The organism is Thermophagus xiamenensis, assembly GCF_900112795.1.
In the GTDB taxonomy this organism is placed as follows: domain Bacteria; phylum Bacteroidota; class Bacteroidia; order Bacteroidales; family Marinilabiliaceae; genus Thermophagus; species Thermophagus xiamenensis.
Genome location: NZ_FONA01000020.1, coordinates 25,815 through 46,088 on the forward strand (window position 1 = coordinate 25,815; position 20,274 = coordinate 46,088).

The 20,274-nt window shown below is 39.0% G+C and carries 17 protein-coding genes and 2 tRNA genes; 2 read left to right on the plus strand and 17 right to left on the minus strand.

Features of this window, described 5'->3' with window-relative positions:
* Positions 1–4: 4 nt before the first annotated feature.
* On the minus strand, positions 5–1,465 hold the full coding sequence (gene nhaC, locus BM130_RS11950) for a Na+/H+ antiporter NhaC (protein WP_010526557.1): 1,461 nt from the start codon (positions 1,463–1,465) through the stop codon (positions 5–7).
* A 364-nt stretch (positions 1,466–1,829) separates the two neighbouring features.
* Here nhaC and BM130_RS11955 point away from each other — a divergent pair, with 364 nt between their 5' ends.
* Together BM130_RS11955 and BM130_RS11960 are read left to right on the plus strand one after the other, a co-directional pair.
* A complete protein-coding gene (locus BM130_RS11955; protein ID WP_010526558.1) occupies positions 1,830–2,303 on the plus strand; it encodes a TlpA family protein disulfide reductase in 474 nt (157 codons plus the stop codon).
* A gap of 2 nt (positions 2,304–2,305) precedes the next feature.
* A complete protein-coding gene (locus BM130_RS11960) occupies positions 2,306–2,905 on the plus strand; it encodes a thioredoxin family protein (RefSeq protein WP_029626479.1) in 600 nt (199 codons plus the stop codon).
* A 175-nt stretch (positions 2,906–3,080) separates the two neighbouring features.
* On the opposite strand, the gene BM130_RS11965 is transcribed toward BM130_RS11960, so the two are convergent.
* The 16 genes from BM130_RS11965 to BM130_RS12040 all read right to left on the minus strand — a co-directional run bounded on the left by BM130_RS11965 (position 3,081) and on the right by BM130_RS12040 (position 20,190).
* Positions 3,081–3,797: a LytR/AlgR family response regulator transcription factor gene (locus BM130_RS11965; RefSeq protein ID WP_010526560.1), complete on the minus strand. Its 717-nt coding sequence runs from the start codon at positions 3,795–3,797 to the stop codon at positions 3,081–3,083.
* A complete protein-coding gene (locus BM130_RS11970) occupies positions 3,794–4,891 on the minus strand; it encodes a sensor histidine kinase (protein ID WP_010526561.1) in 1,098 nt (365 codons plus the stop codon). Before BM130_RS11970 ends, BM130_RS11965 begins: the two co-directional genes overlap by 4 nt.
* 476 nt (positions 4,892–5,367) lie before the next feature.
* Positions 5,368–6,384 (minus strand): CotH kinase family protein, encoded by a 1,017-nt coding sequence (locus BM130_RS11975; protein WP_010526562.1) that lies wholly within the window; start codon positions 6,382–6,384, stop codon positions 5,368–5,370.
* Positions 6,385–6,395: 11 nt separating this feature from the next.
* Positions 6,396–6,911, minus strand: a complete 516-nt coding sequence (locus BM130_RS11980; RefSeq protein ID WP_010526563.1) for an FAD-dependent oxidoreductase — start codon at positions 6,909–6,911, stop codon at positions 6,396–6,398.
* 77 nt (positions 6,912–6,988) lie between these two features.
* Positions 6,989–7,651: a ferric reductase-like transmembrane domain-containing protein gene (locus BM130_RS11985; RefSeq protein WP_157998093.1), complete on the minus strand. Its 663-nt coding sequence runs from the start codon at positions 7,649–7,651 to the stop codon at positions 6,989–6,991.
* Positions 7,652–7,656: 5 nt separating this feature from the next.
* A complete protein-coding gene (locus BM130_RS11990) occupies positions 7,657–7,869 on the minus strand; it encodes a 4Fe-4S dicluster domain-containing protein (RefSeq protein ID WP_010526565.1) in 213 nt (70 codons plus the stop codon).
* A gap of 448 nt (positions 7,870–8,317) precedes the next feature.
* Positions 8,318–9,040, minus strand: coding sequence for an HU family DNA-binding protein (locus BM130_RS11995; RefSeq protein WP_010526566.1), 723 nt, complete (start codon positions 9,038–9,040; stop codon positions 8,318–8,320).
* A 136-nt stretch (positions 9,041–9,176) separates the two neighbouring features.
* Positions 9,177–11,525 (minus strand): GH92 family glycosyl hydrolase, encoded by a 2,349-nt coding sequence (locus BM130_RS12000; RefSeq protein ID WP_010526567.1) that lies wholly within the window; start codon positions 11,523–11,525, stop codon positions 9,177–9,179.
* A 379-nt stretch (positions 11,526–11,904) separates the two neighbouring features.
* Positions 11,905–12,414 carry a hypothetical protein gene (locus BM130_RS12005; protein WP_010526568.1) on the minus strand — a complete coding sequence of 170 codons (510 nt, stop codon included), beginning with the start codon at positions 12,412–12,414 and terminating at the stop codon, positions 11,905–11,907.
* Positions 12,415–12,425: 11 nt separating this feature from the next.
* On the minus strand, positions 12,426–14,714 hold the full coding sequence (locus BM130_RS12010) for a TonB-dependent receptor domain-containing protein (protein WP_010526569.1): 2,289 nt from the start codon (positions 14,712–14,714) through the stop codon (positions 12,426–12,428).
* A gap of 880 nt (positions 14,715–15,594) precedes the next feature.
* Positions 15,595–15,669 (minus strand) — tRNA-Pro (locus tag BM130_RS12015).
* A gap of 18 nt (positions 15,670–15,687) precedes the next feature.
* Positions 15,688–15,776: transfer RNA gene (locus BM130_RS12020), tRNA-Ser, on the minus strand.
* Between the two features lie 159 nt (positions 15,777–15,935).
* Complete coding sequence (locus tag BM130_RS12025; protein ID WP_237706083.1) at positions 15,936–17,870, minus strand: sialate O-acetylesterase; 1,935 nt, start codon at positions 17,868–17,870, stop codon at positions 15,936–15,938.
* A 189-nt stretch (positions 17,871–18,059) separates the two neighbouring features.
* The gene (floA, locus tag BM130_RS12030; RefSeq protein WP_010526571.1) at positions 18,060–19,073 is read right to left on the minus strand and encodes a flotillin-like protein FloA; all 1,014 of its coding nucleotides are present in this window, start codon (positions 19,071–19,073) and stop codon (positions 18,060–18,062) included.
* A gap of 5 nt (positions 19,074–19,078) precedes the next feature.
* Complete coding sequence (locus BM130_RS12035) at positions 19,079–19,537, minus strand: NfeD family protein (RefSeq protein WP_010526572.1); 459 nt, start codon at positions 19,535–19,537, stop codon at positions 19,079–19,081.
* A 362-nt stretch (positions 19,538–19,899) separates the two neighbouring features.
* Positions 19,900–20,190: an ATP-dependent Clp protease adaptor ClpS gene (locus BM130_RS12040; RefSeq protein WP_010526573.1), complete on the minus strand. Its 291-nt coding sequence runs from the start codon at positions 20,188–20,190 to the stop codon at positions 19,900–19,902.
* Positions 20,191–20,274: the final 84 nt, after the last annotated feature.

Here is a 20,274-nt window from a genome sequence, read left to right on the forward strand (position 1 = left end):
TTTTTTAGTTGTGTGTTTTATGTTTAGTAATTGGTTCTATTCGTCGGATCTTAATATTTAGATAAGCAAACAAGATACTAATAAAAGGACTGATAATATTAAAAAAACAATAGGGCACGTAATCGAGAGTTGCCACACCCAGTATTCTTGACTGGGTTGCACCACAGGTATTCCATGGAATCAGGACGGAAGTCATGGTACCCGAATCTTCGAGGGTACGGCTTAATACTTCCGGTTTTAAATTCATTTCTTCGTAGGCTTTTTTAAACATTCGTCCCGGTACAACAATGGCAATGTACTGGTCGGAGGCTGTTGCATTAAAGAAAAGGCATGTTCCCACTGTTGAGCTGACCAAAGCCCCGGAAGAGCGTGCCCGCATCATGATTGGACGGGTAATTCTTGTGAGCAACCCACCTGCTTCCATTACTCCCCCGAATACCATAGCCGATAATATGAGCCAAACGGTATTAAGCATTCCCCGCATGCCTGAAGTGCTCAATAACTCGTTGATGCTGCTATGGGATGTGTCAATTGTTGTATCGCCAAAGATGGCCTGCATAATGCTGATGTAAGAGGCCTTCAGGTAACTAATTCCTTCCCCACCTGTCTCCTTAATGATATCGGGTTGAAAAATCACTGCAAAGACACCTCCCAGAAGTGTTCCGGCCATAAGGGAAGGAATAGCCGGTACTTTTTTCAGGATGAGGGTTAATAGTATGATGGGAACGATGAATAGCCAGGGCGTTATATTGAATGCGTTGTTGATGGCATTTTTTACGGCAGTTGTTTCAACAATGGATGTGCTAAAGTCAGTTTTAAAACCCAGTACAATAAAGATGATCAGCGTTAAGCCCATGCTGGGTATGGTAGTATAAAACATATAACGAATATGGGTAAAGATATCGGTTCCGGCCATGGCGGGTGCCAGGTTTGTGGTATCGCTTAGCGGGGAAATTTTATCACCGAAATATGCACCCGAAATGATGGCGCCTGCCACGATAGGGTCATCGATGCCCATGGTTTTGCCAATGCCTAGCAGGGCAACACCTATGGTGGCAATGGTCGACCATGAACTGCCTGTTGCGACCGATACCACCGAACAGACAATTACTGCGGTAACCAGAAAAACATGCGGATTGACCAGGTCCATACCATAATAAATCATGGCGGGAACAATACCGCTTATCATCCATGTGCCTGCAAGTGATCCAATAAGTAGGAGAATCAGCATTGAGGGCATTGCAGAACCGATGGTTTTTATTATTTGATCGCTGGTATGTGACCAGCCCATGCCCTGACGCTGAACTATTATACCGCCAATGGTTGCCGCCAGAAGCAGGGCTGCCTGATTTGCTCCTGCCAGCGTATCGTCAAAAACAAATACATTAATTGTTAGTAAAACGACAAGACAAAGGATGGGAATTAATGCTTCGAAAAGAGAGGGTGAGCGTTTGTTGGTCGTCATTATTATTTTAAATTTCGAAAGTTGAGTCTAAATAATAATTCAATTATTTTGAAATTGTTTTTAGGGCTCATACTCCTATAAAAAATAATTTTATGGACTGTAAAGTTCAAATTACGGAATAAAATTTGGTTTTTGAAACATTCACGAAAAATGGTTTTCAGTGGATATGTTTTGTAAAGCTATTAAAAACATGTTAATAAGAGCATTAACATGAACTTCTTTGGCATCCAGATTGTTTAAATGAACGTTGGCGGAGGAAACCCGAAAAATTGAAGTTATTAGGTTATCATTTTGTGGATGCAAAATTGAAGGTTAAGGATTGTTTTTTTGAAGTAATTATTACGAATTTATAAAACAACAAAGTATGAATAGATTTAAAATAATATTATTGTTTTTTTTATTGGGATGGTTACCTGTGACCGGACAGACTGTACCTGAGGTTAATTTTTCGCAGTTTGAACCCTGGTTGAAAAAAAACAATGATACCACATATGTGATTAATTTTTGGGCCACCTGGTGTAAGCCTTGTGTAGAAGAGTTGCCAGGGTTTCTGAAGGCCGCTGCCGACCTGAAGAACGAAAAAGTGAAGTTTATTTTTGTTAGTCTCGATTTCCCCACGCAAAAAGAGAGTCGACTGCTACCTTTCATAGAGGAACACGCAATGAATGAACAAGTCATTCTTTTGAATGATCCTGCCAGTAATCAATGGATACCCAAGGTGGATCCCCAATGGTCGGGGGCTATACCTGCCACGTTAATATATAAGGGGAAGAATAAAAGATTTCATGAAGGATCTCTTTCTTATGATGAATTAATAACCATTATTAAATCGAAATAGTTATGAAAAAGTTAATGTTATCAGCCGTGATGATGGCGCTGACGATGACCATTTTTGGTCAGGGATATAAACCGGGCGATGAAGCCATTGATTTTCGTTTGAAAAATGTAGATGACAAAATGGTGTCATTGGCTGATTTCCCGGATGCTAAAGGTTTTATAGTGATTTTTTCAACCAACCACTGTCCTTATGTGGTGGCTTATGAAGATCGTATGATTGAGCTGGATAAAACCTTCAAACCTAAAGGATATCCTGTTATTGCCATTAACCCCAACGATCCCAAAGCCTTTCCTGAAGATTCGTTCGATAACATGAAGATTCGGGCTAAAGAAAAAGGGTTTACCTTTCCTTATCTTTTCGATGAAACTCAGGAGATTGCCAAAACCTATGGTGCTACTCGTACACCCCACGTGTTTTTGTTGAAAAAAGAGGGTGGAAAATACATTGTAAAATATATTGGCGCCATTGATGATAATTATCAAGATGCTTCCGCGGTTAAAGAAAAGTATGTGGCCAATGCCATTGCTGATTTGGAAGCGGGTAGACCTGTAAAAGTTCAGGAAACCAAAGCTATAGGTTGCAGTATTAAATGGAAAAAATAATAATTTAACAGGTTTAATATATCTTATTTAAATTCTGTCTTTCACCTTAAAAAGTAAAAGATTTTTGGTAAGCCGAAGCTTCGCCTATGTATGTGGGAATTGTTTTCTGTATTATTTCCGATTAGCCTATAAAAATGGTATTTTCCACGGATGCAGTGCAGGTGAAGCCTCGGTTTTATTTTAAGAAATTATGGTCCAGATACTTTTGAAACTCTTCTTTATATTGATCACTCACAGGAATATATACATCAGGGTTGAATACAATTCTGTTGCGTTCAATAATATGTATTTTATTTAAATTAACGATGTATGATCTGTGAACCCTCATGAATTTGTCGGATGGCAGGTGCTGTTGAATATTTTTCATTCCCAACAGGGCCATGATGGGTTTTTCGTTATCCAGATGAATTCTAACATAATCGCGCATCCCTTCAATATATTTGATATCATCCAGGTTGATTCGAATGATTTTATATTCTGATTTAATAAAAAGAAATTGGTCATTGTTTTGAATACTCTCTTGTGGCTTCGAATTCTGAAAATAACGATTTCGTGTTTTGTCAACAGCTTTCGCAAAAGCAGTAAAGGATATGGGTTTTACCAGATAGTCGGCGGCATCCACCTGAAAACCTTCGGCCGCATATTCTCTGTAGGCGGTTGTAAATATGACTTTGGGAGGGTTGGACAAAGATTTAACAAAGTCCATGCCTGATAGATCCGGCATGTTGATATCAACAAACATCAAATCCACCTCATTGTGCTGCAGAAAATCGAGCGCTTTAATAGCACTGGTGAACCCCTCAAGGAGTTGTAAATAAGGAATTTTTTCGATATATCCATTAATCTGCTTCAGGGCCAAAGGCTCGTCATCTATTGATACACAGGTTATCATAACGGGATTTTTAATTCTACATTAAAGGTATGTTCTTTATCGTCTTGTTGTATAGTTAAGTGGTATTGATTGCCATAAATCAAATTTAAACGATTACGGGCGTTCTCAATACCTATTCCGGAACCTCTTTTATTTCCGGGGAGAGTATTAGGAACACTATTTTTGACTTTAAACAACAACTGTTTTTCATTTGTAACAATATCAATGTGAATAAAAGAATGAGATTGATAGCTAATACCATATTTGAAGGCATTTTCAATGAAAGAAATGGTTAAAAGCGGGGGTATTTTTACCTGTGGCACCACCTGCGGTTGGTTAATGACGATATCCACATCATCGGTAAAGCGTAGTTTCATTAAATCGACGTAACTACGGATAAAATCTAATTCTTTTATTAGTGATATTTTAGAGGTTTGTGATTCATACAGCATGTAATCCATCATTTGAGAGAGTTTTATGACAGCTTCTTTGGCTTCTTCGGTATCAATATCGATCAGCGCATGGATGTTATTTAAAGTATTCATAAAAAAGTGAGGACTGATCTGGTTTTGGAGAAAAGCCATTTTATTTTGAATGCTCTCTTTTTCCGCTTTTAATTTATTGCGTTCGGCATGCGTCCATTTACTAAAGAACAGGATGCCGGAATCAAACCCTATCACCAGAATGCTCATGATAAACAGGTTTGCAAAAGGGGGGATAGCTTCAGGGGGTATAGGTAATGGTTGCTTGAGAGGCATTGGTCCGCGAGGGGGAATAGCTAAGATGGGGTGTAAATCACGGGGTGTGGAATGTTGCTCCACTAAAAACAGAACTGTGGATATAACTACTATTAAACCAATAATGGAAACAAAATAGAGTATTCTTTTCCCCCTAAAAAACAATCGTGGCATTAGCAAAAAACGATTAATTAAAAAGATGAGAAAAAGAACACTATACTCCTTCCATATCCTAAATATATGGGTCCAATTGATGCCATTTGAAAAATCCCCAAAAAGCAAAGGGATTACAAACATCAACAGCCAAACCGCTGCGGTTAATAATACCGGAAGGCTGCCTTCCTTTATTTCGGTTTGTTTTTTTAATATTCTTCTCATTTTGTGGTAAAGATAATGATATATTTATTACGATTTCGGAAGACAGCCATACTGTAGTCTTTATTTTATCCGTGTAAAGTTTGTTTAAGTTATTGGCAGGCTAAAACTTAAAATTAGTTTTTAGTGATTGGTCAATAGTTATTAGTGCAACCACACCAATGACTGTTCACTAATCACTAAAAACTTTTTCTGCCTTCTGCCTGTGCATTTCTGCCTTTGTCTTTTTAAAGATGTTCTTTTGTGACCTCAAATCGTCATGTGGGTTTCATTCATGGGTTTACCGGTTCTGGCATTACTCAAAGTTTATATATTTTCTGTAACAAACTATTTGTATCATGCCCATTATGTTAACCCTGAATTATTGCTGCAGATAAGATATAACAGCGTTATTGCGTTCGGTAACATGTGATTTTAATTCCTCTACAGCCCAGTCAAATTCTGAGTCACTTCTTAAATAGGAATAACCGGTCACTTCACTAGTATGTATCCCAGTTTTGCATAACAGTATTTGCAGCAAGCCATTTCAGAAATGCATCGACGTTAAAAACAGCTTCCAAATTATTTTTCCAGGTTTCAATGTCTGTTGTTCTTTCGGAACTGTGCAAAACGTCATATAAACTTCTTAGATCAGAAAAATCGGTTTCATCTTCATTCGTTTTAGGGAAAAACTCATCGGTGTCGAATGTGCCATAAGCAAATGATGCGGCATCGCCATCGGGTTTATAGAGATTTCCTGAGTCATCGATGAATTGAGTTTCAATCACTGTGTCGTCTACTTCTTCGACCAGGGTATAAACACCGTAATATTGAGGTCCGTTACCATGGTCAACATAAACGACGCAGAAAGTGGTTTGAGAAGCGGGTACACCAAAACTTCGAAACAAGTCGGCTGCCACTTTTTCGCGCATTAAGGAAGCATCATCGTAATTGTTGTTCAAATTGAGTTGTTTAAAACCATAGAATCGCTGGTTTTTAATGGCAGGATAATCGTCTTCGAATTCATCAAAATCGAGTTTAAAAGATAATTTATTGTTACCCGACTGATAGGCAGCCTGTAAACTGGAATTGCCCTTAAACCGAATGCCCACATGATACCACTCCGTATCGTTAAATTTAAATAAGCAAGGTACCCAAACGGGATCAAAATCACTGGATGAGGCAATTCCACCACCGCCGGGACGATTGCCTCCACTATATCCCAGGTTTTCAGCTAAATCGTTTTGCATGGTTTGCCAATCATCGCTGCTGATTTCAATATCAAACCGCAACACCTGTGATTGGTCAAAGACTACATCGTAGTTAAGTTCGGCGTCGTTGCTGTGTGTCGCTTCAGTCCAGTCGGCATAATCTTCGTCGTCTGAAACCACAGAATCATCAGAACTTTCTTCTTGTTCGGTATCTGTTGTAGTAAGGTCATCTTCATCATCCGAACAAGAGCTGAGTGGTATGAGACCTATAAAAAGGACTGCAATAAAATAGTTGAGCTTGTTCATATTAAAGTGTTTTAGTTAAATGAATTAGAATAAACAGAAATTTTTCTGTCGTTTATTGGTTTACTAAAACTCTTGTGATAGATAGCAGAATCGAAAAATCCCCATTCTCTCAGTTCATCGATGCGATCTTTTGAATGTTCTGCCATCTGACGTGTATAAACCGGATTGTTGGTACCCAGAGCCGACCGGCCTACGGCTTCTACAAACTCGTCTAAAGAATATTTGGAGGTTGCCGGGTCAAATTCGAAAAGACCTTTGGCAAAAGGGGTAGAGCCTGATGAGCCTAACCGACCTTTAGATACCAACATAACTTTGGCACCGGAATCGTGTGCTTTGACTGCCGCAAACAGTCCTGCCATTCCGCCACCAATGACCAGAACATCGGTCTTCATCTTTTGTTGTTGCATCTCTTTTGATTGGACGGATGGTTTATTTGTACCCCAACCCATCCCCATTGAAGCCAAGGCAGCAAACCCTGCTGTTGCTGCTGCTCTTTCTATAAATTGTCGTCGTGAAATATTTTGCATACCGGGATTTTTTGTGAGTTGTGCTAAAGGGCAATTGTTTGCCTAAATATTTTTTGATAATATAGAGTTGGTATTATTTAATCCTTTTTTGTCGGGTTCAATAAGGTGTTTTGTTTTTTGCGGGTAAATGGTTTAATTACGTAAGATCTAAGTAATAAAAGGACTCCCACACCGGTCAATATGGCAATGAACCATCCCATTTCGGTTGTAATGTGTCGTCCGGTATCAATAACATGATAGGTAGCACTGCAGATAAAGGCTATGGACAAAATACCATGAAATATTTTCCATGTTTTATATGACCATGGTAATTTATTTCTCAGCATTGAGGTGAGTCCTAAAATCAACATCAAAAGCCAGGCTGTTATGCCCATAAAAATACCCGGCATTTTATAAGATTTGAGTATCAGCATAAAGGCATCGACCGGCTCTACGCCCGACTCAAAATAGCGGGGAATCACAATTAAAAAGGGATGAACCAGTAATATGCCAATGAATATGTAACCCATAATTTTATGCCATTTTATGAGGCGGCTTTTTTTCCAGCCCTCCCAGAATTTATCATTGGCACGTGACAAATAGAACTGGAAAATCATGTCCAAAAATGCGATAACGGTAATTATCGAAAAGGTTTCTTTTAACCAGGTTCGTTGCGGAACTCCGCTATAGGCATAAAACAGACCAGGTAAACCTAAAAATAAGGCGATGACTAAGAACAATTGTAAAACTTTTTTACTCATAACTTTTACCCCCATGAAACAATAACTGGAATAGATTTTTCCGGTGTAATGGTGATGGCATCCACCGGACAATTCAATCGACATAAATGACAGATTTGACAATCGTCCGGATACTTTATTTCTGCCTTTCCTTTGCTGTTTAAGCGAATTACATCGGTAGGACAGCTTTTTACGCATTCGCCGCATCCGATACATCCGTTGATACTACTTATAGGCATGGTTGTGTTTTTTGGTGGTTCTAACTGAAACAAAAATGCTTGTTAATGAATTGATGATCAAATGAAGTCGACAGATGCAACAGATGTATCGACCAACAGATGTATTTTCATGGCAAGAATTAGTAACATGAAGTATTGCACCTCTCATAGTGGTTAATAATTTCGTCTATAACCATATGTTGACCACCTTTGGGAGAGGTAATAAAAACCTTATATCAGAAAATAAAGCCGGATGGCTAAAGATTAAATAGCCGCACGGCTTTTCAATAAAAATTCGTTCGGCTGTTAAGAAAAAAGCAAAACGGCTTAATTTATAAAAGCCGTATTGCTTAAATAACTTTTAAAAGCATTAAGTAATGAGTTTTATATTGTTTGTGGATTGGGAAATCAAATCTTGAGAGGCGTGCCGCGCACGGTTCTCAGCCGGCAAAATAAGAGGCTTGGCCGTTCAGGGACTTGATGTTTGGCTGTCAGGCTTCCTTACTTTCAGTTTATGAGGGAAACGAAAGAATTTTATGTCGCGGTCCTTAAAGGCGGGAACTCTGATTTCCACTTCAACAGGACCTGCAATGTCGGGTGGCAGACTTAGAAGTAGGCGGGAAGAGGTGTTGGTAAATATTTGTTGCGGGCGAATTTCATTTTTATTTTCATCGATAAAAAATATTCCCTGTCGGGGATCGTTAAGGTCAATTTTGAGTTTTGAGCCTTCGATAAGAATGACATTATTCGCCGTAATTTGAGTGTTAACTGTGTTGGTGTTTAAGTCTGTTATTCGTTCAATAACGGGAGTGGTGGCCGGAACATTTATCTTTTGAAGCTTTACTTTTGTCAGCGTTTTTTTTAGCAGTTTGGTAGGCCTGCATACTACGTGCAATTTATGACGGTTAGGGTTGAAGTAGTCGTCTTCCGACTGGAACGTGCCCCGGATGGATAATTGGAAATTAAATAAACGCGTTCGAATGTTTACCCCTTGAGTGAAAAAATACAACAGGGCTTTTTCCAACGCTTTTAGTACTGCCAGCACATCAGCCATGGTGATGGTAGCGCCCTGATTAACCATGTGCTCCATTATTTCCTTTTCGGTGATGGTGCTCGGGTTGTAAATTTTGGCAAAATAGTTATTTTTATTGCCTTTCATCCGATTTTGGATTAACCGATAATAAAAAGCCATAACAACTAATCTTTACATCCTAATTAATGTATGACCGGTAATAAAATTATACAAATTTTTCCAATTGTCACCGGAGCTTGTTCCACATGTCAGAAAAAATATCCAAAAATAATTTTCGGAATTTGTTGGGTCTGTGTTATTGTGATGAACTGTCAGTATTTACTGAAACACCCCACTTTTTATTTGGAATGCTGTCCATTTGCAGTATCAACTCACCTCCTTTAATTATGTCTGCGTGAAAAATTTTCCAACTATTTAATTTTTCCCCATTTAGCGTGGCAGATTGGATATAATAATGATTGGGTCCATTATTTTTAGAAGAAATGACAAACTTATCTCCCGGATAAAATTTTTGGTTAAGATGGACTGTAATTTTATCAAATATAGGGCTGCCTATTTCATAATAAGGCTCTGTGGAACATCCACCTTTCATTGAGAAAAGACCAATTTTCATTAAAACGGCCAGTGATCCCATTAATCCCTGGTCTTCGTCTCCTTTGTATCCTCTGTTCGTGCTAATACCCTCATAAACAGCGGAAGCAACTTTTCTTGACCAGTATTGAGTTAACCAGGGTTTGTTTAAGTAATTAAAAATATAAGCCGTTTGGATTGAGGGTTGATTGCCGTAATTAATAGGAATTCTGCGATATTCAGGATGCGTTTCCAAATCGTGGGAAGTTCCGGAAGTAAAACCCCAGTTTTCTGCTTCCTGAAATTGGTTATTTAATTTAGAGGCAGCATTTTCTTTTCCTCCCATAAGATTTGCTAATCCATCTAAATCATGAGGTACAAACCATGTAGCCTGAGCGGCGTTGGCCTCTACAAACCCTTCCTTGAATTTAAATGGGTCGAAATCTTCCATCCATTTACCTGTTAGGTCTTTGGGTCTCATCCATCCTGAAATGGAATCAAACAGATTTACGTAGTTTTTACTGCGATTGAAAAAATAACCTGCCTCGTCAGAAATATTGAGTTTAGTAGCTAGCTGGGCAAGTGTCCAATCTTGATAGGCATACTCCAAAGTTTGTCCTGCCCCGTCCAAATGGAAGGCATTGCATGGTTCCGGGAAAGGATAAGGAACATATCCATTTTTAAGGTAATATGATAACCCTCCACCGATGTTCGTATTATGTTCGTAACCAGCCTTTCCCATTATGCCGCCTGGCATGTGATTTTTTTTGAGTGCCTGATAAATAAAATCAAGATTTTCTTTTATTATATTTTTTTGTATAGCGCTTATTATAAAAGGGGTAGATGATGCTCCGGTCATAACGTAGGTATAGTTGCCACCCGAAGGACCACGGGGAATGATTCCGCCATCTTTGTAATATTGTAATAATGACATTGAAAATTCATACATATATTCCGGATAAACCAATCCCCACAGCGTATTAAGTGTCCATTGCGCACCCCAAAAAGAGTCTGAATTGTAATGGTTGAACAACGGAACACCGTTTTTGTCAAGCGGTAGTTGACCTATTTTAAATTCATCGCCCGTATTATCGGGATAGGCGCCGTTAATGTCATTAATAATTCTTCGACCTTGGAGTGAATGCCAAAGATCGGTGTAAAATCTTCTTTGTTGTTCCGCTGTTCCGCCTTCCACTTCTATGCGTCCGAGTAATTGATTCCACTCTTCTTGAGCTTCCGTTACTATCTTGTCGAAATTCCAGTGTGGCAACTCATGTTGTAGATTTATTTCTGCATTGTTTTCAGATGTATATGAAACCGCCAACTTAAGGAGAAGCTCATCATTTGGAATATCTTTAAATATTATAAGGTAATTTCCCGTTATTGAATCTTTTACGACATCCTTGATGGGTGCGTTAAAATGAGCAGAGAAAAATACGGTGCAACTCTTGGGTCTTCTGCGGGTAGGTAAATTCGTGACTTTACCTAGAATTTTAGCTGGATTATCTGAAAGTTGAATGTAACCTTTCGCCATTTTACTGGGTCCGAGCTGACCATTTAAGTTAAATAATATGGCAGGGGATGAAGATTTTTTGTTAAAGTAGTACCGATGAAATCCAACTCTTTTGGTTGATGTCAATTCCGCTTTTATTTGATACCTGTCAAGAAATAATTGATGATAGCCCGGGGTAATGATTTCAGTTTTATGGTTGAACTTGGAATAATAATCTTTAAAAATTGAGTTATTTGTTGACTGCAATGTGACAGGCATAACCGATGGCCCTGATAATTGCCAGGCATGTATATGACTAAAACCTTTTACTGTATCGATTTTGTATCGGTAACCGCTTCCCCAGGTTCCATGTACTTCTGTGTCGGGACTCAGATTTACCATTCCAAAAGGTCGGGAAGCAGACGTAAAGTAAAACCATCTTGAATTTTCGGTATCCAATAGGGGATATACGTTGTGGGTGAATTTCAGAGGGGAGTGATACTGATCGTTTTTACTTTGGCAGTCTTGAAGTACTAGGATAATTATAAAAACAATGAAAATTTTCGTTTTGCTTATTTTCATAAAATAAGTGGCAATTAGTGTGGTTGTTCACTAAGGAATGAATTGTTCTATTTGGAAAACCGTTTTATGGCTCAATATATCGGAAAACCTTTATACTAATGATACTAGGGTGGCAAGATGCCTTTTCATAATAAGTAAATGCACATAAAAAGCCATGCAAGTTCCACCGGCCAAGAAATTAGAAAAATTTTATACGGATGAAACGAGCATGGCGACTTTTGCCACAAAAGGACATGTATAAATTTAGTTAAGCCATGCGAGTTCCATTCGGCCAATGAGTTAAATAAATTATATACGAATGAAACGAGCATGACCAAGAAAGTTTGTTTCTACTTATCGCTCGAAACGTTAATTTATAATCTCTGTAGTCTCCTAAACCTTATTTTTGGAGGATGAACCGAATCATCAAGAATCCACCAAATATTTGAAAAGCCATCCCAGGAATACCTAGTCGGAAATCCTGAATCGCCAGGAAAAAGTCTTTTATCATAGCCCATTCAAACAATGTCCCAATCATTTGTGATATGAATACGACACCCAACAATATCGGAACCGAAACTTTTTTAAAGTAATAGGCTGCAAATCCGGCAGAAATGGCCAAAAGTACTGATTTCATCATGATGGCCGGCAGTGCGGCTGTCAGTGGCATTCCAAACAATAGCGAGTTAATGGCCGGCGATAAAAGGGCAGTTAATACTCCTGCTTTCCAGCCGTATTTATAGGCGCCAATGAGGGTGAAAAAATAAATGGGTAAAAGGACCGGGCCCAGATTAACCAGGTGGCAAACCTGGGGGAAAATTATATTCCCGGCAACAAAAAGAGAAGTTACCCAATAGGTTTTGGCATCTTTATACTCCAGAGAGTAAAGTTTGACTGTTGTAGCTTCCATAGTCGATATGATTAAAAGTTGAAATTTATTCCGGTCATAAAGGTAGCTTTTGGCATGGGATATCCTTCATTGATTTCATATTTTTGAGCCAAAAGATTCTCTCCATTGACAAAAAATCTTATCAAAGGGTTTAATCGATAATTGGCTTTTACATTCCATAACAGGAAATTTTCTTGTTCGTCGTCTTCCACCGATGTAAAAAGACCGTTAATATATTGAAATCCTGAGGATATTCTAAACTTTTTTTTAGAAAAGGTGACATCTGTAAATGCCTTATGTTGTGGTGTTGCTACCACAGGATATTTCATATTCAGCCAGCTGTAGTTGGCATGAGTGGTCCACCACTGATTTATTTTATAGGTAATGGAAGCTTCTATGCCATGATTTTTTATCTTGCCGGTATTAATATTTAAAGGTCGTCCATCGCTAAATACGGTTTGAATTATGTTGTCTCCTTCCAGATAAAAGAGGTTTAAATTATATTGAAAGCTGTTACTAAAGAGTTGTTGGGAAACGGAAACTTCATAATTCATAACGCTTTCCGGATTCAAATCAGGGTTTTGAGGGGGGAACATAAAAAGTTCACGGATGGTTGGATTGCGAAATCCTTTTGCGGCATTGGCTTTAACGACCAATGTATTTGGTAAATGTAAAGCAATGCCAGCCTGTGGAATCCATTGTGTTCCGGTTTTTGAATGTTTGTCGTAACGCAATCCGGCATCGAAGGTTAGGCGATTTCCCAGGTATTGGCGGATGCTTACATACGCTGCAGTCTCGTTTAAAGAGGTGTCGGCCAATGTAACATTTTCAGCATTATCTATAAATTGGTTCCGGGCTTCACCTCCAAAATATTGATAATCGACACCTACGGTTAACCGATTGTTAGGGAACAAGGAGGCAGACTGATACCACGATATACCTGTCATTTTATCGTTAGAGCGAAAACGATAATCCAGCGGCTCCCCATCAATGGGATAGCCATCGTTTATTTTGTGTTGTCCCCAGTTATAATAGAATTTAATAGCTCCGGAAGTTTGATGAAATTTATTTTCTAACGCCAACGAAGTCATTCCTCTGGTAATTTGGGCATCGTTATCGATAATGGGTTCATTTTCCGTTCCCGGATTGGATGAGTTGAAATGTGATAGGTTGAGATCAAAAGAGATATTCCATTGGTTGGCTATCTCATAAGCCAATTTGGTAAAGCCATTCCACTGGTCGAACTCCATGTTGGGGCGGTGACCGTCGGTACGGTTGTATGAAAACGCCAATTTTCTGCTGAACCCTTTTTTACGGAAAGTGTTGGAAACCGAGGACTGCAAAGTGTTATAGGAGCCATAGCCCACTCTGGCGTGGTAGGTTACCGTGTCCTGTTTAATTTGCGGAGTGACAATATTGATAACTCCGCCCATGGCATTGGAACCATAGAGTACAGATGCCGGTCCACGTATCACTTCTACTCTTTCGGCCAGCATAGTTTGATAGGCGTCGGCCATTGGATGACCCATTAACCCCATATATTGTGGTTCGCCGTCGATGAGTACCAGCAAGCCCGTGGTAGGTTGTCCTCCAATGCCCCGAAGATTCATAGTACCGGCGGCACCGTTGGCCACACCATAACCCATAATGCCGCGACTGGTGATGAAAAGGCCGGGTACCTGTTCGTTCAGAATGGGTAACAGGGATGGTTGTTGACTGTTTTTGATTTGGTCAGTAGTTATAATGGAGATGCTTAAAGGCAAATGACGAATGTCAGTTTCAAATCGTGTTCCGGTGACTGTGACTTCATCAAGAGATATTGTTTTTTTATTTTTCAGGGAGTCTGTTTTTTCTTGTCCTTTTGAACCAAGTGAAAGGGTCATGCCAAGGATGAATAGTGCAAGTGTCTTTAGTTTTGATTGGTTTAAAAAATCCCGGACCAATTTCAGAATGTTTTCAATAGAGTTTTCCTTTTGACACATTTTTTCCATAGGGCACCAGTCTGTTTGGTCTCTGTTGATGATTACCGGCACCTCTTTTTCATATTCCACTTCAATATCTTTATCTTTCAGTAAATTTAATGCCTGTTTGCTAATCATGTGGGTGTAAAATTTTTTAACCCCTCCGGCAATCATCAATGCAGCCGATGCTTTTCCCACCACTTTATCGGCTACAAAAGCTCCTTTTAAAAAATCCGGATCATTGTTCAATAATTCATATAAATCTCTAACCCCTCGTTGAGTAAACGTTCTGATTTGATTGTTGTTTTTTATGACACAGGTGTATTTACCTGTTTTTAGCATTTCGATGATATCTTTCATTCGTATATAATTTATTTAACTCATTGGCCGAATGGAACTCGCATGACAAAGAATTTTATACATTCTCTTTTGTGAAAATCTCTCATTGTCATGCTCGTTTCATCCGTATAAATTTTACTTAAGTTATTGGTTGGATGGAACTCGCATGACCTTAAGTTTATACATGTTCTTGTTGTGACAAGCGTTCCTGGTCATGCTCGTTTCATTGTTTATAATAAATTGGTATTAAAATAAAACCCTCTAGAATATGTAATTCCGCTGTTTATAGTTTGCAAAAATAATTTAATTTGAATTATAAAAAATAATAAAGGGAATAAGATTGTTAGTGTTCAGAGGTTTGAATTAATTATATAAATGCGAGTTCCATCACCCCGATAGCTTAAATAAATTTTAATACTGATGAAATTTATAAGAATGAAACGAGCATGGCGGCTTTCGTCACAAAAGAACATGTATAAAAACTTAGAGGCAGAAGTGCACAGGCAGAAGGCAGAAGAAGTCAATAGTCATTAATTGAACAGTCATTAGTGTTAATGGACTAGTGACTAACGACAAACCACTAATGACTAATTTTAAGCACCAATAGTTCAATTAAATAAATAAATTTTATGCGGATGAAACGAGCATGGCGACTTTTGCCACAAAAGAGCATGTATAAAATGATATAGGCAGAAGTGCACAGGCAGAAGGCAGAAGTGAGATTTATCGATTTTATGATTGCGGGTTGGGAAATTTCCCCTTTAGGGGATTAAGGGGTGAGGGATGGCCAAAATGGACTTTAAACTAATTATATAAGTAAATTTTATACGAATGAAAAGGAAGTTATAAATATGGAATTAAACTTAAAAAGCTGCCTGTTATCAAGCAGCTTTTTAAATTGTCGGGGTAGCAGGATTCGAACCTGCGACCTCCTGCTCCCAAAGCAGGCACACTAACCGGGCTGTGCTATACCCCGAATATTTTTTAATATATGCGGAGAGAGGGGGATTCGAACCCCCGGTACGGTATTACCCGTACGCCGGTTTAGCAAACCGGTGGTTTCAGCCACTCACCCATCTCTCCAGGGGAATAGAGAAAACTTATATGGAATTAATCATCGTTATTGCAATCAATGATGTTAAACTTTTTCACATCTTATGTCGTTTCTGATTGCGGTTGCAAATGTATTAATTCGTCTCTAAACTCCCAAATTTTCCCCTTTACTTTATGTGAAAAAAATAACTATTTTTCGAAATTCTCTTCTGTGGTGAATGAGGGTGCGGGTAATCCTGCACCGTTAAATAGCGATGCCTCAGCGCCATTATGGAACGCATAGCGCACTTCGGCAGGTGAGGATATTCCTGGAGCGAATACTTCAATTTTATCTTCCAATACCTTAACCTGTGCAGGTACAAACTTCCCATCTTTACCAGCAATTTCGAATTGGTTAACTACATCCTTTCGAATTATTAATCCTTCTGTGGCATGTTTGAAGTATATTACAATTTTGTTGCTTTGCCTTTCAATCTTTGATGGAAGAGGACCCGAATAATCCATGTTTTTCCCGTAATCGTTGGCAAGAGCCCATAGGGCAAGCCTTTCGCCTACATCGGCTTTATTGGCAGGGTGAATGGTGTTAATGTCGCCAATATCCAATGTAACAGCCATTCCCGTATTCGGAATGTTAAGTGCTCTTCTCTGGGCCTCTCTTAACGAAGCAGAAGAAGTGCCTTTTACATCATTATAGTGCCAGGGAGCCAGTTGTACATAGTAGAAAGGCATTTTCTCGTTCTCGAATTTATCACGCCAGTCATTTATTAGTAATCCCATTAGCTCAAGATATTGTTTTGCTCTTCCAACATTGGCTTCACCCTGGTACCAAATAGTGCCTTTTATTGAATATGGTGTTAGGGGAGCAATCATTCCGTTATAAAGCGTGGTAGGCGTGTGAGAATTAAGAACTATTGGTCTTTTTGGTCGTTTCTCGAAGGTATCGGTAGCAGGATCAAACAGATACAATTTTTTCTCAAAAAGCTGCGCCACTACCTTATATTTCCATTCTCCGGCAAGGGATATGGCATCATGAGGGTTGTTTTGCGGATACACGGTTAAAAGTTCTGGTTTTCCGTTAATGCCTCCGGCGCCCATAATATCTATTACTTTAATTGCCAAAACGGCTTTTCCTGTTTTAATCTTTTCTGCAGGAACAGTATAGGTTCTTTCGACCAGCCAATTACCTTCCGTTTCATAGCCTCCTATTCTTTCCCCATTGAGATAGGTTACATCCATGTCATCAATGGGGCCTAGAGAAATAACCAAGTTTTTTCCTTCCCATTTGTCGGGTATTTCAAAAGTCTTTCTGTACCAAAAGACACCGTCTAAATCTCCTGCTTCAGAATTTTCAATTTCTCCCGGTAGTTGTATGCTATTCCAGTTATCTGTATTGGTTTCGGGGTTACTGCAATAATGGTCAAAAATATCCAGATTTTTGTAAGGTTCCTGGTTTATATCTGTTTTTTCGACCGAAATCCAGTTCATGGAATGAAGCCATTGGTGGTAGGCTTTTTCCTGAGGGATAATTTGCTTTAGCTTATTAGCGATGGTTTGAAAATCTTCATGGGTTGATAATTTTTCATTACTTATCCAGGCTTCAATTGGGGTTCCACCCCAGCTACTGTGAATAATCCCTATGGGGACTCCCAGCTCCTTGTTTAATTTGACTGCAAAGAAATAAGCAGTAGCACTGAAATGTCCTGTGTTTTGGGGATTAGAGATTTCCCATGAGCCTGTCACATCAGTAAGAGGAGTTATGGAAGTTGTTCTTTCCACCGTTAACATTCTGATCTGCGGATTTTCCGAATTGGCTATAACCTGGGCTGAATGAAGGATGGTGTCTCTGGGCGGCCAACCTGCTACCGGCATTTCCATATTAGATTGACCGGATGCGAGCCATACCTCACCCAATAAAACATTTCGGATGCTTATGGTCGTATCGGGTGCCTCTATTGTAAGTGAGTAAGGACCACCAGCTTCAATAGTTTTAAGTGTTGCTTGCCAGGTGCTGTCTTCCATGGCTTTGGCAGTGGTGCTACTTCCCCAATCAGCAGAAATATTAATAATGGTTCCAGGTGTTGCTTTACCCCAAATTATAGCATCCGTGTTTTGTTGAATTACCATATTTTCGGAAAATAGGGCAGGCAGTTCTAAATTGGATTTCGTGGGCTGACAGCTGTAAAGTAGAGATAAAAATACAAAGAAACATGTAAATTTGATAAAATGTAATGTTTTCATGAGTGCTTTGATTTTTTGAAAAAAGACCGACCATGAATAATCATGTCGGTCTTTAAGTTAAGTGGAACTTAATGTTTACGATTTGTCATTCTTGTTTTTATCGTCACTGGATTTAGATGGTCTGCTTTGTTGAGGTTTTGCTATGGCATCCCTCATTTGTGTATCGGCATCTATGTTTTTATAGCGCATATAATCCATTACACCGAGGTTTCCTGAACGGAAGGCTTCGGCAATTGCTTTGGGAACTTCAGCTTCAGCTTCAATAACGTGGGCCCGTGCTTCTTGCGCTTTGGCCTTCATTTCTTGTTCGAGGGCTACAGCCATGGCCCGACGTTCTTCTGCTTTAGCCTGGGCAATATTTTTATCTGCTTCAGCCTGGTCCATTTGAAGTTCGGCACCTATGTTTTTGCCTATATCAATATCGGCGATGTCGATGGAAAGAATTTCGAAGGCAGTACCGGCATCCAGCCCTTTACTCAATACTACTTTGGATATAGAATCGGGATTTTCCAATACAGCTTTATGAGAGCTGGAAGAACCGATGGATGAAACGATACCCTCACCAACACGGGCTAAAACTGTTTCTTCGCCGGCACCTCCAACCAATTGTTTGATGTTGGCACGAACCGTTACACGAGCCTTAGTAATCAACTGTATGCCATCTTTAGCAACGGCAGCCACCGGTGGTGTGTCGATAACTTTAGGGTTGACTGACATTTGTACTGCTTCGAAAACATCCCGTCCTGCCAAATCGATGGCGGTACCCATCTGGAAGGAGAGATCAATGTTGGCTTTTGAGGCCGAAACGAGAGCATGTACAACATTATTGACATTTCCACCGGCCAGGTAATGGGCCTCTAATTCATCACGTTTGATGTTTTGCAGTCCCGCCTTATGTGCTTCTATCATAGCTCTAACGATAATAGTAGGCGGCACTTTACGGATGCGCATAAGCGCTAATTGTAAAAGTGATATTCTTACGCCGGAAACAAGAGCTGAAAACCAGAGTATTACCGGCACATAGTAGAGAATAATAAAAAATAAAACAATAAGGACCGCTATTAGGCCAAATGTCCCGAAAATTTCCATAATAGTTAATTTACAGGTTTAACAATGATGTATGTTTGATGTACTTCAATAACTTCAATTTCGGTTTTGGGATCAAGGAATTGCCCCGGACACCGGGCTTCTATCTCTTGGTCGTTTATTCGTGCTTTCCCAATCGGATTTAGTCGGGTGGTGGTAATTCCTCTATCGCCAGGTTTTATTGTACTTTGTTCGACCACATCGACTCGACTGTCGATGGAGGATTGGAGCATGAATTTTTTCCATGTTTTAGTCCTTAAAACAAAAAATAATATTGTGATAGTGGCCAAAAGCGTTACTCCTAAGGTAATATTCCCGGTTGAGGCGTTAATATCATAAGCCATAATTATGGCCATTACTATCATGCCAAAGCCGCCTAAGCCTGCTATTGTGATGCCTGGAACCACAAAAAACTCGAGAATAAGCAACAATAGACCGGTAAGGATTAGCAATATGATAATTCCCATACTTAATATTATTTGTTCCTTAACAATGTTTATTTTTCAACGGTTTTATAAAACAATATATTATCTGTGGCCAAATAAAATCGATATCCTCTTCATTCGTATAAATTTTACTTACTTCGTTGATATATTGTTCCTTAAAAATAGTCATTAGTGGTTAGTGATTAGTCATTAGTAATAAGTTTATCAACACTAGTCACTAATGACTGTTGACTATTGACTAAACACTAATGACTATTGACTTCTTCTGCCTTCTGCCTGTGCACTTCTGCCTCTAAGTTTTTATACATGTACTTTTGTGACGAAAGCCGCCATGCTCGTTTCAATAATTTTTTTATCATGAATTTTGTGTTGAATTTAGGGGATTAAGGCCCAATTAACTGATGAATACTTACTTTAAGTGATTGCGCTGTTAGCATTTTATGAATTTCCAACAGGTCAGGTAATGTTCCTCGTTTTATTTCACAAGAACCAAGATAATGAGCAAGGGTAGCACATTGTTCAGCCTGTATATTGTCGTGGTCACAAAAGGTTACTAAAGCGTCGATAACATTGTCAAAGGTATTTACATCGTCGTTGTGAAGAATAAGAACATGGTCATGCCCGTTTTCGCTATCTTGACGACGCTTTTTGTCTTTTTTATCATAAGATGCCATAAATCGTAAAATTTGCTGTAAATTATGAAAATAATTCCATTGGTACAAGAGCTATGGATATTTTGCCCAGGCAAATTTTACTTT